The following is a 19973-nucleotide window of genomic DNA, read 5'->3' on the forward strand; positions in this document are numbered from 1 at the left end:
GGTGATGAGTTGACAGGCGCTGGCTCGATTGGGATGCGATCGCTTGCTGCTGCAGTGATGTCAGGTTGGCTGCCGGTCGGGCAGACCGCTCCCCAGGCGGTGCCGCTCGATCGCCTGTGGTTTGAGGGCGCGCTCGGGGCAATCGCCCATGCCGACACGCTCTTTGCTCGGCTAATCGATGCCCTCCGAACGGTTTTTTTCTGGGAAATCGCGGGCGTACCGCCGATCCTGCTCTGGTTGCTGTGGGGTGGCATTTTCTTCACCGTCCGCATGGGGTTCGTCAACATCCGCGGCTTCAGACACGCGATTGCGATCGTCCGCGGCAAGTATGACTCCAACAACAGCGCAGGAGAGGTATCGCATTTCCAGGCCCTGTCCACAGCGCTGTCGGGGACCGTCGGGCTGGGCAACATTGCTGGAGCGGCGATCGCGGTGCAACTAGGCGGACCGGGCGCGATCGTTTGGATGACGCTGTCGGGCTTGCTCGGGATGTCTAGTAAGTTCGTCGAGTGCACGCTAGCGCAGCAATTTCGCGAGGTGCGCGCAAACGGCACGATTGCTGGCGGCCCCATGTACTATCTCTCGCGCGGGCTGGCCGCGCGATCGCTCCCGCGCCTCGGGCGAGTCCTCGCAGCGTTCTTTGCCGTGCTGTGCATCGGAGCAGCGATGGGCGGGGGCAACATGTTTCAAGCAAATCAGTCGTGGGCGGCATTGGCAAGTACGGTTCCGTGGTTTGCCGAGCGCGCCTGGGTGTACGGGGTGCTCCTGGCAGCGCTCGTCGGACTAACCATCATCGGGGGCATCGGGCGCATCGGGGCAGTAGCAAGCAGTCTCGTGCCGGCAATGGTGGCGGTTTACACCGGCAGTTGCTTATTGATTTTCTGCCTGCATTGGAGCGAACTGCCCCACGCGATCGCCACCATCTACGGCAGCGTCTTCCAGCCGGGGGCCCTCAGCGGCGGTTTTGTTGGCGCGTTTGTACAGGGATTGCGACGGGGCGCATTTTCAAATGGTGCGGGCTTGGGGGCGGCATCGATCGCCCACGCCGCCGCGCGGACTGACGAACCCGTGCGCGAGGGAATTGTTGCCACGCTCGAGCCGGCTATTGATACGGCTATTATTTGCAACCTGACAGCTGTGACCATTGTCGTGACAGGCGCAACCCAAAGCACGGCGGCATTGGACGCCGACGGCGTGCAACTAGCAGCCGTAGCGTTTGCGACAGTAGTCGATTGGTTTCCGTTTGTGCTGACAATTGCGGTCTTGTTATTCGCGTTTTCGACGACGATTTCCTGGAGCTACTACGGCGAGCAGGCTTGGGTTTACCTGTTCGGAGAAGACAACACGCTTGCCTACAAACTGTTGTTTATCGGGGCGGCTTTCGTCGGCACCATTTTCAACCTCGACACCGTTCTGAACTTCAGCGACATCATGCTGTTGGCCATGGCAATCCCCAACCTCGTGGGCTGCTTTCTACTCTCCGGGGACATTGCTGCAGACCTGCAACTTTACTGGCAGCGCCTATCGCTAGAGAAGACGGGCGCGATCGCCAGCGCCCCGCATATCGCTCCCGAACGCGAATACACCAGTAGCACGCACGACTGAGGGGCATCATCCGTGCCAACTTCCGCGCGGCATCGGTCGCGCGTGGGCAATTACCGTAAAATCGACGTAATTCCTGAATCGCAACGGGTGCGTCCGGTTGCGAGCCAATCAAGTAACCCGTACCGTATCGTCGTTCATGGCTACTGCTTCTTCCTTCGATATCGTCAGCGACTTCGACCAGCAAGAAATGGTCAATGCTATCGACCAAGCGCGACGTGACATCACCACTCGCTACGACCTCAAAGACACTAAGACCACCGTGGATCTGAGCGCTGAGGCGATCGTCATCAATACCGATAGCGAATTCACCCTCGACGCCGTTCACGGCGTCCTGCGCGAGAAAGCCGCTAAGCGCAAGCTCTCCCAGAAAATCTTCGATTACGGCGCGATCGAGTCCGCCAGTGGCAGCCGCGTGCGCCAAGAAATTAAACTCAAGCGCGGCATCGAGAAGGACCTCGCCAAGCAGATCGTCAAAGACATCAAAGACGAGTTTAAGCACAAGAAAATACAAGCCTCGATCCAGGGCGACTCCGTCCGCGTTACCAGCAAATCCAAAGATGACCTGCAAGCTGTCATCCAGCACCTCCGCCAACAGGACCATCCGGTCGAACTGCAGTTCGAGAACTACCGCTAGCTGCCCGATCGCCTCCTCGTGGAACTGCTAATTGCAACGCGACGCGGGACGTGGGCAAGCTTGAATCCCTGTGATAGGCTAGTTTGAGTGTCCAAAAAGGCACGAAAGCGGATGTGGTGGAATTGGTAGACACGCACGTTTGAGGGGCGTGTGGCTTACGCCTTGCGAGTTCGAGTCTCGCCATCCGCATACAATCATTTACCAGCCTTTGCCAAGGTCGCTTCAGGACAAGAACCCTTCTCCGGCAACCCGCAAACTCAACGCAACAGTGCTGGCTGAGATGCACCGCTCGCCTGGATCGCGGGCTCAAGCCAGGCAAACCGCGTTATAGTGAAAATAAGGTTAAGTTTTGTAACGCTGACTAACGGCAATAGTTATTGACGGCAATAGTTATTGATGCTCCAAGACCGTGCAACTAGCACCACGCTGCCGACATCCTGGCATGCACTCGCGCCGCTCTGGCAGGCCGGTGAGGATGTTGTTCAGGTGGGATTGCCTCACAAACAGCTTGCCCCTGCTTGGCAGATTCTGCTGCTCGGGGACGGTTCGCCAACGCGTCACCTGCGCTTGTTGACTCGGGAGCCGATCGAGGTCGACGTGATCGATATGTCACCGATTCCCGACGGCGACGACGGCGCACCGACACAGATTCGGGCGGTCCCGCATCCGCATTTGCGGAGACAGGTCTGGTTGCGGACGGCGTCCGGACAGCGCTTAGCATATGCAACCTCTTGGTGGGATGCCAACTTGGTGGACGAGTACTTACAGAATCGCACCCTGCCAATTTGGGACAATCTCTCGCGCTTGCACACAGAGCTCTATCGCGATATTCAGGGCGTATATCTCGGTCATTCCGTCGAGCTAGAGCGAGCATTCCGCGAGCGCGGTCCGTTTTGGGGACGACACTATCTGTTTTGGCACGACGGACAGCCGCTGACGTTAATCTACGAAGTGTTCTCGCCCTATCTGCGTAAGTACCTTGGCGAGCCGAGCAGCAACCATCAGCATCGTTAGTATCGGCGGCATCTAACGTATTGGCATCGAATTACCAAATATGCAATTTCTGCACCAGTCCGGTCGGGTCTGGACTTGAGCCCCATGGGCACACTCGACGTGCATTCAACGTGAATAACGTACGCCCCAGAATTCCGATTACCTCCAAGGGCAACTCGAAAAATTGCCGGAGCGTCGAGTAGTGGCAGCTGAAATGACCTTCTTGCCATGTGGTTGCCGTGCCGACCTTCAGCCTTGAGCGAATTAATCGAGGTGCCCTGCACAGACGCGGCTCAAAGCTTACCTCGACGCGCGCGAGTCATTTGCCTCGGTCCCAGACTGCTGCTTGAAGGATCCCTGCTAGCGAACGACACCTTCAGTAACCGAACGCACGTCACCACCATCAAGCGAGCCCGGCGTCCCCCGCCAGTTGAATCCATTGAGGCGGAAGTTAATCTCGCCGATACGCTTCTCGGCGTTATAACTGACTCGGAGGTTGTACGTTCGGCGGCTGTACTCGAGCGAGTAGGTCGTGCTGATAACTTCACCCGTTTCGAGATTGAGCGAAGTCCGGACGCTGGCTCGAATCGGACCGACAATCTGCTGGACGAGTCCCAACGCAAGGCGCTGGCGATCCTTGAGGCGGTCGAACTCAAACGGCGATTCGCCAGCGAGGGTTGTGTTCGTGTAACGAACGCTAATGCCGGTGTAGTCGAGGAGCAAGCGAGAAAAATGTCCGAACTGTCCCTGCAGTCCGACCGAGCCGCTCAGCGAGTTTTGTGAGTCGCCGTTACTATAACCGGTTAAAACACCTGTCGTACCGATGACGAACTTGACATAAGGCACTATCGGTGTGGACGTAAAGCGCAAACCGGCATCCGGGGTGGGCGGTAGTCCTTGTCCGCGCCAAAGCGAATACGACCAACTTAAGGATGTCGCAGCTTGATAGCGGGTGAGCGTGATGCGATCGTTTTCGCGGTCGTCATCGAGCAGATCGTCGCGATCGGTATCGGCATTAACCCGCTGAACGCCACCTTGGTAGCTAAGACGCAGACCGGTGTTGCCAAATACAAATACTGGCGATGATAACACCGCCCCGAAACTCGACCGCACTGTCTTCAGTCCCAGCGATCCGTTGAACAGCCGATCGCGGAAACTTGCCTGTAAATTGAGGTTGTGCGGTCGTGTCAACGGGCCAATACTCTGCTGCAGACGCAAATTAGCTCGGACTTCCTCGGGAATGTCCTCGGTATCCAAACTATTAAAAATGGCGCGACCGATAAGACTCGTTCGCGGTCCGGCAGACCAGCCCAATCGGGATCTCACCCCAAAAGCCGCGCCGTTGAGAGCTCCAACCTCGGTAAACGCACGCTGGACGTTGTATTGCGGCGAGATTTCCAGATTGAATCTTGGTCGGTCGATCGCGTCGAAGGGACGTTCGATAAAGACGCCGCCGCGATCGCCGTCATCGAAGCCGATGTTGAACAAACCCGGATCGCGGTCGCGGCGGTCGAGGACGACGCGGTTGCGAAACGTCGGTATGGCAATACCATCGTCAAAAACAATGCGCGATCGCGTCGTTAGGACTTCGTCGCGCTCGGGATCGATACTCCGGAAAATGGCGGTATCCGCGCGCAGCTCTAGCTCGGGTGGCGAGAACGGATCGTTGGTCAGACGCACCTCCCTTGCCTGCCAACCGTCGGCATCAAAATCTACGCGATCGGCGCTGAAGCGAATGCGACCGATCGTGCCGGCCCGTTCGCCGCTAAAGCCCCCGGCTAAGTTGATTCCATCGTCGTCATCGTCATCACCGCCAATGCCCAGACCTCTGACTTCCAGTCCAAAACCGACATTGCCGGTCTGAATAACATCTTGAAGCGGGCTCTCTGAAGCTGTCGGCGCGCTTGCATCGTTCGGCAAGCTACTCGACAAGGTGAGGTCGCGTCCCGTGGTCGGCTGGTATACCACCCCGTTAGCGTTGTAGATCGTCCCGCTATTGCGGACGAAGTAGTAAACAAAGCGCTCCCCACGCAAAACCTGCTCGCCCCGTTGCAAAGACACGTTCCCTTCGGCAACGGCAATCCGATCGCCGACGTTAATCTGCAAGCGATCGGCTTCCATGACGCCGTTCGTGAAGCGGACGACAACGTTCCCCACAGCCGTGGCAACATTGGCCTCGCGATCGTATTCTTGGCGATCGGCCGTCACTTCGAGAATGCGGACGGTGAGTTCGGCAGATGTATCAGGGTCGGGAGCTGGCTCGGTGAGCGTTGGCTCTCTGACAGGAGAGGTTTCCCCGTCGGCTGCTTGTGCAAGCGTCCCAGGCACCACGAGCAAGACTGGTGGGGCAGACCCATTGCGTTCTCGCAATTGAATGCGAGCGGTCTTAGATGATTCCGATACTTTTTCGCTGCCTTTTTCGCCGTCCTTTTCGCTGTCCTTTGCTTGACCATACGATGCGTCCGCGATCGCGTTATCGCTGGCATGCGGAGTACCCAACAGCGCAGCATCCGTACTGGCAGACCGAGCGAGTTCGCGAGTTGTAATAACGGGGGCGAGATCGTCATTAGTCAGCGGTGGACTCGCTCGCACAAACTCTACTGCCCCATCTGCCACCGGCGCGATCGCTGCTGGTGGAGATGGCGATTGGCGAGGGGCAACATCGGAAGCAGCCGAAACAATCGGCGCAGCAGGGGGTGCAGGCGGCGGAACGTAAGGCAGGGTCATCGCAGCAAAAATGGTGCTCGGGCAGCAGTTACCCGGTGAAGCAGGGTCGGGCTCGCGACAGCAAATCAGCTGCAACCGGCAATCCCTAGGGATGCGATCGCTGCCACCTGCTGCCGTCATCGCTGGAGAACCTTACCACAACACGCAAAAACCGCGAGCGGTAGGGATGAACATTTGGGCAGGTCAAAAACGGAGTGGGGCGAGTGCGCACTCGCCCCGCAGTTGCGTCAGCGACCTTGCAGCCGTTAGTCGAGATCGCGGCGGTTCGGGTTCCGAGACGGGTCGTTAGACAGGAAGCCGAACACGAACAGGGCGATAAAAAAGGTAACGACGATGTAAACCGCAATTTTGAGGGTAGCCATAATGCGCTCGGACGCTAGTGCTCTAAGTGACTCAGAAAATCATATCGCTTCGTGGGGATCGCTGCTGCTCCCGATCGCTTGCTCGATCCGCACGCTTTAAGATGTAGAGAGCTTTAGCTTCCTAAAGTTTTACAACGAATTCCTGATAAACCGTGACCGCATCACTCACACCCCACCACCCTGCCAGGGCGATCGCGTCGCACGAATGGACTTGGCAAGGCGAACGCATTGCCTATTTCGATGCCGGGAGCGGCCGGCCGCTCGTATTGATCCACGGCTTTGGCGCGTCGTCAGGGCACTGGCGCAAGAACGTACCTGCACTGACAGCGGCAGGCTACCGCGTATTGGCGATCGACCTTTTGGGCTTTGGTGCATCGGAAAAACCCGATCGCGCGGATTACTCGGTGGAGTTGTGGGAGCAGTTGCTGGTCGATTTCTGGCGCGATTGCGTTGGCGAACCGGCAGTTTTCGTGGGCAACTCCATCGGCGGGTTGCTGAGCCTGGCAGTCTGCGCGCACCATCCCGAACTAGCTGCCGGATGCGTGCTGATAAACAGCGCGGGCGGGCTCAATCACCGACCGGAAGAGCTGGTTTGGCCGCTGGGCGCGATCCTCGCCAGCTTCGCACGCCTGGCCGGCGCGCCAATCGTCGGTCCGCTGCTCTTCAACCGCGTCAGCCAACGCGGGCAGATTCGCCGTACGCTCCGCCAGGTCTACTGCGATGCTGCAGCGGTGACGGATGAGTTGGTCGATCTAATTCACCAACCCGCGCGCGATCGTGGCGCGCAAAAGGTGTTCGCTCGCGTCTTGAACGCACCGCCAGGACCGCGTCCGTCGGAGCTGTTGCCGCACGTGTGCTGTCCGCTGTTGGTGCTTTGGGGGGAAAAGGATCCTTGGACGCCCATTAGCGGCGCGACCGTCTATCAAGACCTCAGCCGCGATCGCGAAGACGTAGAGTTCTACGCCATTGGCGAAGCCGGTCACTGCGCCCACGACGAAAAACCTGAAGCGGTGAACGATCGTCTCTGCACGTGGGTGCGCTCTGCAGTCTGGACGCAATCGTCGGCAACAATTTGACCTACCCGTGGCTGGACCTCTGACTTCCGCAACCGCTGGTTTGCTTGCAAGGTCTTGAGCCGGTTTGGTAACGCTCGTGGGGGCGTTGCCGGCCATCTTGCCTATCAAAATTACGCGGCGAGTCCAGTGGGCATGCTCGGGTTTGGCGGCGGGGTAATACCAATTTGTATAAGGTCTACGACAGATGAGGTAAACAATCCCGATCCGCCATCTGTCGCAGCAGTTCCTAGATTTGGTATAAGGTTTGCCGTGGCAGCGTTCTCGCTTGAAATAATGAAGCGCAGCGACTACGAAATAATTGATAGTTTTGGCAATGCTGCCCCTTTGAGAGTCTGTTGGTTTGCGGAAAGATGTGTGGATCCAACCCATTGATAATGAGTCGCGCTCGTTCCAGCAAGCTGCGTTTCCCTGCCGCGCAGTTGCGCCTTGACGATCTGTTACCGACCGTGCAGTTTTATTGCGCTCTGGAAAAGTCGATGCATCGAGGTCGGCGATCGCGCGGATAATCGGGGCGGTTGCATGGGGGTCGTGCGATGGTGGTTACTAGGATCGAAGAGAAGTTCCCGCTCCGCCTGGCAGACGTAGACTTGACTCCGCGCGGACGGGTCCATCCCAGTCCCCAGAGCTGGCGCGACCAGTTTCTCTATCAACTGCTACCCGATCGCTTTAGTGACGGGCGCGAATCCAGCCGACCACTATACGATAGCGATCGTCCGGAGATCCATCGCACGCGTGACAAGACACGCTGGATGAATGCCGGCCGGCAATTTATGGGCGGCACCATCCGAGGCATTCAGAGCAAGTTGGACTACCTGCAAAACCTCGGAGTGACGGCTTTGTGGCTCAATCCACCATGGCGGCAACGAGCCGAGCAAAAAACCTATCACGGCTACGGCATCCAAAACTTCCTCGATATCGATCCTCGCTTTGGTACGCGTCAAGACCTGAGAAATTTAGTAGACGCGGCCCACGATCGCGGTATGTACGTCATCCTGGACGTCATCTACAACCACAGCGGCAGCAACTGGTTTTATCGCGATGAGTCTACTGGCGAACCTTGCACGATGTTGCCGTATCGGGGCTGGCCGCCCTATGCCATTCACGGCTATCGCACTACCGAAGGCAAGAGTATTGCCCAACCCGTCAACCTCGACGATGGAGTTTGGCCCGAAGAGTTTCAAAACCCCGATTGGTATACTCGCGCCGGGCAAATCGTCAACTGGGACCGTCCGGGCTGGGAAGACCCGATGTCTCCAATGGCAGAATACCGACGGGGTGATTTCTTCGAACTGCGGGACCTCAACCTAGAAAATCCCGAGGCGATCGCCGGGCTGATCGAGGTCTATCAATACTGGATTGCAGTCAGCGACTGCGATGGGTTCCGCGTCGATGCAGTCAAGCACGTCTCTCCACAAGATTCCTATCGGTTTTGTTTGGCAATCCACGAGTACGCTCAATACATTGGCAAAGATAATTTTTTGCTGACTGGTGAAATCACCGATCTAAGCATGGTAGCTGGCTACATGGATATGTTCGGGCGCAACCTAGATGCAGTCCTGGATATTATCGTCGCTCCCAATGCACTGACGAGTACGGTCAAGGGACTGGACCATCCCTCTTCATTTTTCGATTTATTCGATGCCACCAAACGGGGAGGAACCTACCGTCAGATCGGCTTTTATCATGTCTCCGTTTTGGACGATCACGACATGTCGTCCCGCCCGCGCAAAGATCGCTTTGCCGCCCACGGCGATAGCCTGCCCAACCGGTATCAACAAGTTGCACACGCTGTGGGGGTGCAGCTCACCATGCCCGGTATCCCCTCGCTCTATTACGGCACGGAACAAGCATTCGACGGCTCGGAAGACTATCACGATTACAGCATCGAACCCGAACATGCCTATATCGATCGCTATATCCGAGAGTCCATGTTCGGCAGCGAGTTCGGGGCGTTTGGCACGGAAGGCTGTCATTTCTTCAACCCGGACCATCCGACTTATCTGCGCATTGCCGCGATCGCCAAGCTGCGCAACGGCGACGATCGCGTGGGCAAGGCGTTGCGGCGCGGGCATCACTATCTGCGCGAAACCTCATTTGCCGGATACCCCTTCGGTATTCCCGGTGCTGGCGAACTACTGGCCTGGTCGCAGATTTTGTTCGACATCGAAGTCATCGTCGTCCTGAACACCCACGGGCTCGAATCCCGAGGTGCAGCTGTCACGGTTGATAGCACTCTGCATCCAGTCGGTAGCGACCTGACGGTTCTGTATCGCGGCGACTGGAGTGACACTCGGTTGCGCAATCCGATCGCATCGGAAACGTTAACGGTCGAGACCGCGGCCGGTCGCGCCATCATTCGCGCCGAATTGCCTCCCTCGGGAATGTTGATTGCAAGTTGACCGATCTCGGCAGTTTGATCGGTCGTAGCGCGCGATCGCGCGCGATCGTCAAAGCACCCGCACTCGCGAACCGTCGGGAGACTTGGTGACTTCGATCTGAGCGGGCAGGCGATCGGCGAGCTCGCGAACATGGGTGATCAATCCAACAATGCGGTGCGATCGCCGTAGGGTTTCTAGGGCTTGGATCGCGCTTTCGAGGGTTTCCGGATCGAGCGTACCGAAGCCTTCATCCAAGAAGAGGCTGCCGACTTCTGCAGAGCCAGCCAGCAGTTCCGACAGTGCGAGTCCGACCGAGAGGGATGCCACGAACGTTTCCCCACCCGAGAGGGTCTGCACCGGTCGCGTTTCGCCGCCATTCCAGCCATCTTCGACGACGTATTTGTCGCCGTCGAGGGCGAGCGTGTAACGTCGCGTGAGATCTTGCAGGTAACGGCTGCCTTGTAAGGCCAGGTCTTGCTCGAAAGCCTCGAGAATATAGCCCTGGAATTGGTTTGACTGGAGTTGCTGCGCGATCGCGTGCAAGGCATCGACTTGTTTTTGCAGTTCGTCGTGTTTGGCTTGAAGTTTCGCGACGTCTCGGGCCAGACGCTGCTGCTCGCTCAGCCAGACGGTAATGCGCTCGCGTTCGGACTGCAGCTCGTCGCCGCGATCGCGTGCGTTATCTAGCGCTTGCTCCAACGCTACGATCGCCTCGGCATCGGCAGCGCGACCGCCGATTTCTGTTTGCAAGTTCGCCACGCGCACGGTCAGCTCGAGGTGCTGTTTTTCGTAGGTTTGTTTCTGCTCGTGCCAGGCTTGTTGCTGTTGTGGCGTCGCGCGGGCGGTCAAAAACTCCGCCTCGGTGCAGCCGAGATCCTGACAAGCAACAGTCCAGGAGCGATCGCGCTCTTGCTGAAGCGTGTGGGCGGTTGTCAGTTCCCGCGCGGCACTCTCGGCCGCAGTTTCGGCACGAATGAGCTCGGCGGCGCCGGTGTCGCGGGCGCTGGTGGCGGTTTGGACGGCACGATCGCAATCGTCTCGCTGCTGCTTCAGGATGCGGGCGAGGTCGGCATAGGGCTGCTTGCCGAGTTCGGTGTAGAGGCGTTTGAGGGCTTCTGTCAGGTCGGTTTCGGCGTTTTGGAGCTGCGTCTGGCGGCGATCGCTGTCGTCAACCGCGCGGTCGCGTTCCCGGTTGGCAGCGGCGCACGCCTGTTCGGCGGCCTGCAGCTGGGAGCGCGTGCGAATGCACCGGTCGCGAATGGCGTCGAGTTGCGCTCGTGCTTCCTGGTAGCGACGATCGCGGTCTTCAAGGGTTTGCAATTCTGTTTGCAAGGCTGCCGAATCCCATTCGCAATGGCCGAGCAAGTCGCGCAATTGCCGAGAACGTTCGCTTAAATCGCCCTCGCGATCGGCAAGCAGCTGGCGGGCATTGTCGGCTTGCTGTTGCTGGCGCGCGCCTTCCAGCCGCGCGTCATTGAAGTCCTGGCGGGCGCGCTCGGACTCGCCGCATGCCTCCGCGTGCTGGGCTTCCCAGAGCTCGACCTTAGAGTCGGGCAAATCCGGCACGGCCGTTGTCCCCGGATACGGACTGTTACAGACCGGACAAGTTTCACCGTCGTGCAGCCGCTCGCGCAACATAGCAATCGCATTGTCGTCGCGGGCCTGCTGGAGTCGGTTGGTAACGGCTTGCAAGACGGTTTCGGCTTCTGCAAGCGCTGCACTGGCCTGGCGCTCGGCAGCTGCCGTTGCAGAGGTGGCTGACGTCGCAGTTTCGAGGTTCATAGCAGCTTGGTGACGGCGAGCGTGCGCCCGTTCCCAAGGTTCGAGCAAAGGCAACACTTGCCGTAACACCTGCAGGCGATCGCCGGTGGGTGCGGAATTTTCAACAACTGCCTTTGCCTGACTCTCTTCGGTTTCAGCCTGCTGCAGCCCGGTATGTGCAACCGCAAGTTCGGATGCCGCGCGTTCGTAAGCGTCTTGACGCTGGCGCTGCAAGTTGCGGGCACGCTCGACCTCCTCAGCACAGCGAGCGCGAGTCGTTTCAAAACTTGCAGCAGCTTGCAACACCGCCTCGCGCCCTTGTAGTTCGCGCTCGCGATCGATTGCTGCGGTAAAAGCAACTTCGCTGCGTTCGGCGATCGCGCGGGCTGCAACGAAGGCAGCATCTTCAGATTCACTCCGTTCCGTTGCTGCCTGCAGGCGCGATCGCGCGTCTTCCACGAGCCGCCAATCTCCTTCAAGCTGGGCGGCAATTTGCGCCTGCGCCAGTTTGGCAGTTATGTCTTGAATAACGTTTTCTCGAGCGAGCAAATCGGTCAATTCCGCCCGCGCTCGGGTTAGTTGTTGCTGCCGTTCGAGCAAACGCTCGGTGTCGTTGAGTTCCTGCTGCAGCTGCTCGATGTGCCCTGTGGTAGTGGCAATCCGGGAGCAAACCTCTCGTTTTTGAAGTTCTGCTGCAGCAATCTCTTCTGTTGTCGGCAAAGAGCGCTCGGCAAGCTGTGTGGCGATCGCGTTGAGTTCGCCCGCTGCCAGCTTTTCGCGCTCGACGGCTTTTTGACGCATCAGCTCGAAGACTTGCAGCTCGGGAATAAGCTGGCGCAGGATCTCGCGGCGATGGCGCGGTGTGCCTTTCAAGAAGCGATCGAACTCGCCTTGCGGTAACAGAATGACGCGCGTGAAAGTGTCGTAGTCGATGCCCAGAATTGAGGCGATCGCGCCATCTACATCCCGCTGCTGCTCTTTTTCGCGCTCCCACTTGGCACCATCGAAGCGATCCAGCACGATCGCATTCGTCGCGGTTTTGCGCGAGAAGTCGTACGTCCGCACCGCACGATACGTTTCCCCGCGCGACGTGAAATGCAGCTCGACCTTGAGTTGCTTTGCACCTTGCGTGACCAAATCGGCAGGGTTGAGTTTGCGTGCGACTTTCCCATATAGGGCAAACGTAATTGCATCGAGCAGCGATGTTTTGCCGGCACCCGTTGGACCTGTAATCACGAACAGGTTGTCTAACGCATCGAAGTCGATTTCCTGTCGCGTGCGAAAGCTCGTGAATCCTTCCAAAATCAACTTAATCGGGCGCACGCCGTTCCTCCTGCACTTCCCGATACAAGTCTTCGAAGATCGCCAGCACCGCCGGGGATGGCTCCGTCCCCCCTTTGCGATCGCGGTAGTAACTCCGGAAGCGATCGCGTGCCCCTTCAACCGATCGCAACTGCTGCGGTTCTACACGCTGTTGGGCTTTATCCGACCGCCGATAGCGGGCTTCCACGTGGAGCGTTTGCGGGCAAACTTGCTTGACGCGTTCGGCGAGATGCGATCGGGGCTCGTCCAACTCGACAATAACTTTCAACCAGCCCGGATGGTTGCGATGTGCTTCGAGTTCGCTATCGAGATCGTCCGCCTTACAGCGAATTTCCCGCAGCGGTTTCGGGCAGGGCAGCGTTACAAATTCAACCTTGGCCAGTTTGCCCGGCTCGACCGTCACCAGGTTAAACCCTTTGTCTTCATTGCATTCGCCAAAATCGACTTGGATGAGCGATCCGGAATAATAAGTCGGGGCGACAGCGTTGGCGATCTTTTGCTGCTTGTGGATGTGCCCAAGCGCAATGTATTGAGCGTCAGGCAGCGTTTGTTCCGAGAGCGAATAGGCTCCCGTTGTCTCGAATTCGCGCTCGGAATGAGATAACTGGGCCCCTGCGATCGCCAGATGCGCCATCAAGATGTTGACGCTACCCGCGCGAAACTCCTTAGCCAACAAACCTAACAATTTGCTGACGCGATCGCGATAATTCTGCAAGCGCTCGCCACCGGTTTTCTCCCACAAATACTCGTCCGATAGGAAGCGCCGCTCGGAGGCAAATGGCATGGCTGCCACGCAAAGATTCCCGCTCGCGGTCTCAACGCGAACGATACCCCCATCGTCCGGTCGGCGTGGTTTTCCCAATGCGGTGACATTTGCCAACGACAGAATATGCGCGACGCTATCGATGCGAAAGGCCGAGTCGTGGTTGCCCGCGATCGCGACGGCCGGAATGTTTGCGTGCTGCAGGCTGGCGAAGAACTGGTACGCTACGCGTTCGGCCTCGGTGGACGGATTGGCGTGATCGAAAATGTCACCCGCCACCAGGACGGCATCGACTTCGTGACCGATCGCGTATGCGGTTAGTGCCTGCAGTTGCAACTCGATTTCTGGCGTACGATCGCGTCCTTTCAACTTGCGACCGAGATGCCAATCTGCCGTGTGGATAATTCGCATCGCGCGTCTCAAAACAGGTCGAATAATAATCGCTTGCTGTGGTTCGAATGCTGTGGTTCGAAGCCGATTTCTCAGAATAAGTCGAAGTCGGCAGCGATCGCCGCTTCCTCGGTTTGAGAATAGTCCACTTCCGAGCGTCGCGTTGCATAGGGTGGAAACGGAAAACTAACCATCAGCGGAGCGGGAACTTCCGGTTGTTGCACGAACATCGTTCCCGATTTCACAAACAAGGCACGTTGCTTGCACGACGCGCTCAAGAAATTATATTCCGGACGTTCGGCTTCTGCGGCATCCAGACGCCCGACGACGCGAATCGCAGCTTGGCCGACCACGCGCCGTTCCACTTCCGACGCCGTCTGCTGGGCCCCGATCAAAATAATGCCCAGCGATCGCCCGCGTTCGGCAATTTCCACGAGCAAATCCGCAATTGGGCTGCGTCCGTCGCGCGGTGCGTATTTGTTGAGTTCGTCGAGCACGATGAAGACTGTTGGGTATTGACCGCGTTTTTCCTTCTCCAAAAACAGCTTCCGCAAAGTGACGCCGACGACAAACATTTGCGCTTTTGCCCCGAGGCGGTTGATGTCGGCTACAGTCAGCAGGCGATCTTGGGCGATCGGCTCGAGGCGATATTGCTCGACTTCGCGTTCTGTCAGATCGCCGCGAATCAAATGCGCGACTTCCTCGCGGACGCCCCACAAGCGCCGGATCAGCGCCATCGCCGTACCGGGTTGGTTGCGCACGAGCCAACGTTGATCGGGTTCTTCGCCAATCAGCTTGTCTTCAAGAAACTGAATCAGATCGGTGAAAGTGCGGATTTGCAGCTTGCGATCTTCACCGTAGGGCTCGTCAACGTGAAGATAGCTTTGCTTCGGATTCTGCTTGTCGTTGTCTACAGCCAGTCGTGCTAGGCGATCCTCAACATTGGCAACAAGATAAACCAAATTGCCGCGTTCGAGGTCTTCTCCGACAAATAGGAACCGAAACAAGCGATCGCGACACAGTTCGCGCAAACTCCACATGTATGCCGTCACGCCTTCAGTGCGCTGGTCGATGTTCGGCACCACATCCGGCAGCAGATTTTTCTTGGCAGGCGCGCAGAATTTGACGTCGGTAAAAGGCATCGCTGGAAGCCCGAGCGTATCGAGGCGATCGCCCGGATTGTTCCCGAGCTTTGCTTCGTACTCGGGGCGTTTGAGATTGGATTTGTCGAGGAAGAACAAATCCTCGCCTTTGACATTAAAGATCACAGCCTTTTTTGTGTTAGCGCTGCCCGAATCCGTGGTGGAATGGAAGATCGCGTGCAACAAAAACAGCGCGTAGGATGTCTTCGTCGCTACGCCTGAAATACCGGAGATATTGACGTGCGCGCCTTTCTCGCCATTGATAAACGAATAATTTAAATAAGCCGGGCTGCCATTACGCATCAACCCCGCCGGGATACGACTGTCCATCGTATCGAAATGCAAGGCGCGCTTGAGACTGTCTTCTGCGGCTCGATAAACGGCATCTCCCGGGAGCGGTGGCAAGTATTCTTCCGGTTCCAACCGCGTGACTTGGACGTGGGCCGCGTAGGACAAACTGACCGGAAAATTGCCATCGCGGACCAGAAACGTATCCGTGTCGAACTCCGTGCCTTCGTGCAACGTTCGGACGCGATCGACGACGCCATAAAACTGCACGCTTCCGCTGCCGTCGGGTTTCCGCGTCTCGACCCGCAGCACGTCATCCAGGCGCACGACTTGCTCGTCGGCTACGGCAACCCAAAACTCTAGCGGGGTTGCTTCCTTAGTTCCCAACACGCATCCGATCGCGCGATCTTCCATCGTCCACACTCCTCTTCAACCATCTGCCGCAGCAGCTAAGACCGAGCGGCTAAAAACGCTTGGATGCAGCGCCGCACCAGCTTGCGATCGCCCATCGAACGCCCCAAATGTTTCTCCAGCGCGCCGATCGGCATGAGGTTTTGCGGCGCGCGCGGGTCGCGCAACGGCTGCGAGGCATAACGCGGAATCAACTCGCAACTCCAATCGGCAATCTCGATCGCGCGCTCGCGAGCCACATTGGTTGCCAACAATTCCAGCCGCACGACCCCGTGCAACCCCCGGTAGGCGCGACCGGCAAAAACGTCACCCGAGCGCAAATACCAGCTCCAGCGTCGATTGGGCGACGTGTCGCGACCGAGTGCAAAGACAGGGGTGCGCTCGCCCGACTGCAGCTGCCACAAAATCTCCGCACGCTCGCCGGCCAGATAGGCTTTGTGCAGCGTTTTAACATAGCCGAGAATCGCCTGGGACTGCTGCATGGAGACTAAGTTACCGTCCTGGATCGCTAATGTATCGGGCTCCCGGGCCCACCGCCCGGCTAACTCGATTTCCAACGTCCGCATCGCGTTCAAAACGAGCTTTTGCGGTCGGTCGGGGTCGTTGTGTTGGCGATCGCTCAAACGCAGGTCGTACACCACGGGGTTGTGCATTCCTGGCAAGGCAGGCAGCCGCGTTACGGGCGGTTTCTCCCCGCAAAAGGCGATCGCGCGGCGGACGATCGGGGGTTCGGGATAAACGGCGGCTCCACGGGTTCGATCGATCGCCACGGCTCCGATCGCGATCGTGGCAAAGGCCCCATAAACCGGCACGTTCCCCTGCCGTCCGACAAACGGCGCGTCAACGCGCAAGCGTCCGTCGATCAGGATAATGCGATCGGGCAACGCGGGTCGGATTTGCGGGCAATACGGTTCCCAAGCACGCGCTTCCGCGTGGAAGTCGATCGCGTCGTTACCGGCTGCATCCGGCTCGCCCATCGCGACGGGCAAGTCGTAATCCGCACCCCAAGGACTGAATTGGATGCTATTGGCTTGCCAGAAGTTCATGCGTACTAAAATATCCGATGGACCTGGATCTGGCAAGACCGCCTCCCACGCGATTGCCTTTCCCCAACCCAATTTGCAAGCTCAATTCTCCAACAGCGATCGCGCGTTCGCACCGGCTATGCTGCCTTACCGGCGCGTTGTTTTAGATAAGCGAAGACGGATTTATCGCCGATATCCGATGGAATTGGCTGCACGCATTTACGCAGAGCAAAAATTAAAAAAAGTACGCTCCAGGCTACGAGCAATCCGCGCTCAGCAGCAAGCGGCAACAGCCCGCTCACGTGTCCGAGTAGCAGTAACGGGACCAGCGGTGTCAAAAACTTGGTCTCGAAGCGATCGAAACAGAAGGCTTCTTTGAAGAAGATTCCAGTTAGAGCGGCAAACGCAAACCCGAGTCCGATTAGTGCGATCGGCCGTTCGTAAGCAGCCTGCAAAAGCGGTAAATCGCTGCGCCAGCTCACCGCGATCGCTGCGATCGTCCCGATTGCCCAAAACACTTGCAGCAAGCGGTGCAGCGGAACTAAGTAGATATGAATGGTCAGCAAGCTGACCCCCAATCCGAGTGAGAACAGTGCATAAAGCACCGTCAGCCACGCCAACACGGACGGGGTCGCACCGAGATAGAGCACGGCAGACGTCGCGATCGCGAAACTGGCTGCCGCGATCGTCAATCCGGCACGGTAAACGACAACCCCGCGGCGATCGGTTGCCGTAATGGTAAATTCGCCGAACTGACCCTGATAGATTGCGGTTTCTGCCTTCGATGCGTTCACGGTCGTTCCTCCCAATCGATCTGCATGTAAGGTTGCTTCAACTACGGGTTGCTTCAACTACGGGCTTGAGTTTGCTGGATTTGAGCGCGCAGTTGGTTGCGATCGCGCGCGGGTTTCAAGCAGCTCAACCCGCGACAGACAAGTCCGACGACGTCCTCAGGAATCTCTGTATCGAGGCGATAGACGCAGGTCGGCGCGTAATGCGGCATGAGTTCTTGCAATTGATTGGAGCGCGATCGCACGAGCGTGGCATTGCGGAACCAGTCGAGTGCGGAGAACAGGCTCGGGCACATGCCCGCAGCTTTTTGCATGATGGCACCGAAGGCGGTTAACAGGTGCTCGGCGCGATCGAAATACGTTAGGTCTTCTGTCAGCAAATACAGTCGCACCAAATTCGCCGCAGCAATTCCGTTGGCAGCTGGTGTTGCGTTGTCGGTGTAACTCCGCTCGCGCAACAACAGCTCGCTGCTGGCGTCGTCGGCTGCATTAAAGTAACCCCCGGGTTCAGAACTCCACAGGTGCGCGTCGAATTCGGACTGGACGCGCACGGCTTGTTGCAGCCACTGAGTTTGCTCCGGATAACAGGCGTGGAGGTCGAGCAATGCTTTTACAAACAGCGCGTAATCCTCGGATTGGGCGGGAACGGCTGCTCGCCCGTCATAGTTCAGGCGGTGGAAGCGATCGCCAACCCACTGATTCTCCAACAAAAATGTTGCAGCCCGCACAGCACAATTCCCATAAGTTTCCTCGCCAAAGACAGCATATGCGCGTGCCAAACCCGAGATAGCAAGGCTATTCCACGCCACGATCGCCTTCGTATCGGTGACGGGTGGAATGCGTCCGGGCCAAGCCTCCGTTTTGGCGTCCCGATTGTCGCGAGCGGGCGGGAAAATCGCTAGGTCGGCGGCCGGCGTCCCGTAACGAGCGGTGAAGAGTTTCTGCAAGGCCGCTTCGGCCGCTGCAGACAGTTCGGCGGTTTTCCCCATCTCGCCGAGCAGCTCGTCAGCCGGACGGCGCTGGAGGACGTTGCGTCCCTCGAAGTTGCCTGTCGGCGATACCGTAAACTCGGTTTCCAGTGCATGCAGTTCCTCAGCCGCAAGCAGCTTCTGAAGGTCGGTATAGCTCCAAACGTAAAACGCACCTTCCTCGGGTTCGGTATCGTCGGTGCCGCTGAAACTGTCGGCATCTTGGGCAGCATAAAAATAGCCTTCCGGTGCCGTCATCTCGCGCTGCAGCCACTGCACCGTCCCCGCGATCGCCTGCCGGAACGACGGCTCCCGGATGCCCGCGCTCCACAAATTTGCCAGGAATTCGAGGATTTGCCCGTTGTCGTAGAGCATTTTCTCGAAGTGCGGCACCGTCCAAGTGGCATCGACCGTGTAACGATGGAAGCCGCCACCCGCATGGTCGTTAATTCCGCCGAGTGCTAGATCGAGACCGCGTTGGGTGCAAACTTTTAACGCATCGTAAGGCGAGTCATCGGATTGGCGGCGCGTCGCGCGCAAAGCCGCTTCGGCATAGGGCATCATCGGAAAACTCGGCGCGCCATGGGAACTGGCAATACCAACTGCAGCGTTTAACCCATCCGATAGCAAGGTTTCCGGTAGAGGCTGGTCGATCTGTGGGAGGACGACGGATTGCTGCAGCATGCCCATCATCTCGGTCTTCATTTCCTGGAGCTTACTTTTTTTTCGATCGTAGAACACACGTACAGATTGCAACACGTCCAGAAATGGCGGTTGTCCGAAGCGCGCCACAATCGGGAAGTAAGTGCCCCCGTAGAACGGGACGCGATCGCCGGGGGTCAGGAAGATGTTGAGCGGCCAGCCGCCGCGTCCAGTCATGAGCTGCAGCGCTTGCATGTAGATGCTGTCGAGGTCGGGGCGCTCCTCGCGATCGATTTTCACTGGCACGAAGTGCGCGTTGAGATACTCTGCGATCGCAGCATTAGAAAAGGCCTCGCCTTCCATGACCGTGCACCAGTGGCAGCTCGAGTAACCCACAGATAGGAAAATCGGCTTATCCTCAGCTGCAGCTTTCTCGAGAGCTTCATCGCACCAAGGCCACCAATCGACGGGGTTGTCGGCGTGCTTGCGAAGGTAAAGGCTTTGAGCAGAGGCAAGGCGATTGGGCATGGTGGCAAGAGTCGGGTGTCGCGCGGGAATTTGCTGACAGTCTATCGCGCCCTTTCCACGAGCAATCCGCGCGCGATCGCGCTTATTTCGATTCAGCCCGAAAGTCGGGTGCGGCTGGAATCGATGGGACGATCTTCCAAGCCCCTATAGAGTTGAGCATCGACTG

13 protein-coding genes and 1 tRNA gene are annotated in these 19973 nt (G+C 58.0%); 6 read left to right on the forward strand and 8 right to left on the reverse strand.

The window, feature by feature from the left end:
• Nucleotides 1-9: 9 nt before the first annotated feature.
• The 4 genes from KR51_RS09015 to KR51_RS09030 all read left to right on the forward strand — a co-directional run bounded on the left by KR51_RS09015 (nt 10) and on the right by KR51_RS09030 (nt 3253).
• Entirely contained in the window at nt 10-1605 is a 1596-nt protein-coding gene (locus KR51_RS09015) for an alanine/glycine:cation symporter family protein (protein WP_232214575.1), read from the forward strand.
• Between the two features lie 136 nt (nt 1606-1741).
• Nucleotides 1742-2239 carry a YajQ family cyclic di-GMP-binding protein gene (locus KR51_RS09020; protein ID WP_022606997.1) on the forward strand — a complete coding sequence of 166 codons (498 nt, stop codon included), beginning with the start codon at nt 1742-1744 and terminating at the stop codon, nt 2237-2239.
• 107 nt (nt 2240-2346) lie between these two features.
• A tRNA-Leu gene (locus KR51_RS09025) sits at nt 2347-2428 on the forward strand.
• Between the two features lie 207 nt (nt 2429-2635).
• On the forward strand, nt 2636-3253 hold the full coding sequence (locus KR51_RS09030; protein WP_022606998.1) for a chorismate lyase: 618 nt from the start codon (nt 2636-2638) through the stop codon (nt 3251-3253).
• Nucleotides 3254-3592: 339 nt separating this feature from the next.
• Here the strand turns inward: KR51_RS09030 and KR51_RS09035 are convergent, their stop codons facing one another.
• Nucleotides 3593-6079, reverse strand: coding sequence for a DUF3769 domain-containing protein (locus tag KR51_RS09035; protein WP_022606999.1), 2487 nt, complete (start codon nt 6077-6079; stop codon nt 3593-3595).
• Between the two features lie 125 nt (nt 6080-6204).
• Nucleotides 6205-6321, reverse strand: coding sequence for a photosystem II reaction center protein I (locus KR51_RS09040; protein WP_022607001.1), 117 nt, complete (start codon nt 6319-6321; stop codon nt 6205-6207).
• A 152-nt stretch (nt 6322-6473) separates the two neighbouring features.
• Here KR51_RS09040 and KR51_RS09045 point away from each other — a divergent pair, with 152 nt between their 5' ends.
• On the forward strand, nt 6474-7397 hold the full coding sequence (locus KR51_RS09045) for an alpha/beta fold hydrolase (RefSeq protein ID WP_022607003.1): 924 nt from the start codon (nt 6474-6476) through the stop codon (nt 7395-7397).
• 533 nt (nt 7398-7930) lie between these two features.
• Nucleotides 7931-9796, forward strand: a complete 1866-nt coding sequence (locus KR51_RS09050) for an alpha-amylase family glycosyl hydrolase (protein ID WP_022607004.1) — start codon at nt 7931-7933, stop codon at nt 9794-9796.
• 48 nt (nt 9797-9844) lie between these two features.
• Here the strand turns inward: KR51_RS09050 and KR51_RS09055 are convergent, their stop codons facing one another.
• From KR51_RS09055 to KR51_RS09080, 6 genes are all read right to left on the reverse strand, one after another.
• A complete protein-coding gene (locus tag KR51_RS09055) occupies nt 9845-12859 on the reverse strand; it encodes an AAA family ATPase (RefSeq protein WP_022607006.1) in 3015 nt (1004 codons plus the stop codon).
• Nucleotides 12846-14033, reverse strand: coding sequence for an exonuclease SbcCD subunit D (locus tag KR51_RS09060; protein WP_022607008.1), 1188 nt, complete (start codon nt 14031-14033; stop codon nt 12846-12848). Before KR51_RS09060 ends, KR51_RS09055 begins: the two co-directional genes overlap by 14 nt.
• A gap of 71 nt (nt 14034-14104) precedes the next feature.
• Nucleotides 14105-15856: an ATP-binding protein gene (locus KR51_RS09065; RefSeq protein WP_022607010.1), complete on the reverse strand. Its 1752-nt coding sequence runs from the start codon at nt 15854-15856 to the stop codon at nt 14105-14107.
• Nucleotides 15857-15891: 35 nt separating this feature from the next.
• Entirely contained in the window at nt 15892-16935 is a 1044-nt protein-coding gene (locus KR51_RS09070; protein WP_022607012.1) for a hypothetical protein, read from the reverse strand.
• Between the two features lie 80 nt (nt 16936-17015).
• Nucleotides 17016-17672 carry a DUF2301 domain-containing membrane protein gene (locus KR51_RS09075; protein ID WP_022607014.1) on the reverse strand — a complete coding sequence of 219 codons (657 nt, stop codon included), beginning with the start codon at nt 17670-17672 and terminating at the stop codon, nt 17016-17018.
• A 53-nt stretch (nt 17673-17725) separates the two neighbouring features.
• The gene (locus KR51_RS09080; RefSeq protein ID WP_022607016.1) at nt 17726-19807 is read right to left on the reverse strand and encodes a thioredoxin domain-containing protein; all 2082 of its coding nucleotides are present in this window, start codon (nt 19805-19807) and stop codon (nt 17726-17728) included.
• Nucleotides 19808-19973: the final 166 nt, after the last annotated feature.

The sequence above is a fragment of the Rubidibacter lacunae KORDI 51-2 genome (genome assembly GCF_000473895.1).
Classification (GTDB): domain Bacteria; phylum Cyanobacteriota; class Cyanobacteriia; order Cyanobacteriales; family Rubidibacteraceae; genus Rubidibacter; species Rubidibacter lacunae.

What these genes read in the sequence shown, in the direction of transcription:
- KR51_RS09050 (WP_022607004.1), top strand. Translation starts at nt 7,931, where the DNA reads ATGGTGGTTACTAGGATCGAAGAGAAGTTCCCGCTCCGCCTGGCAGAC.
- KR51_RS09020 (WP_022606997.1), top strand. Translation starts at nt 1,742, where the DNA reads ATGGCTACTGCTTCTTCCTTCGATATCGTCAGCGACTTCGACCAGCAA.
- KR51_RS09030 (WP_022606998.1), top strand. Translation starts at nt 2,636, where the DNA reads ATGCTCCAAGACCGTGCAACTAGCACCACGCTGCCGACATCCTGGCAT.
- KR51_RS09040 (WP_022607001.1), bottom strand. Translation starts at nt 6,321, where the DNA reads ATGGCTACCCTCAAAATTGCGGTTTACATCGTCGTTACCTTTTTTATC.
- KR51_RS09035 (WP_022606999.1), bottom strand. Translation starts at nt 6,079, where the DNA reads ATGACGGCAGCAGGTGGCAGCGATCGCATCCCTAGGGATTGCCGGTTG.
- KR51_RS09065 (WP_022607010.1), bottom strand. Translation starts at nt 15,856, where the DNA reads ATGGAAGATCGCGCGATCGGATGCGTGTTGGGAACTAAGGAAGCAACC.
- KR51_RS09060 (WP_022607008.1), bottom strand. Translation starts at nt 14,033, where the DNA reads ATGCGAATTATCCACACGGCAGATTGGCATCTCGGTCGCAAGTTGAAA.
- KR51_RS09080 (WP_022607016.1), bottom strand. Translation starts at nt 19,807, where the DNA reads ATGCCCAATCGCCTTGCCTCTGCTCAAAGCCTTTACCTTCGCAAGCAC.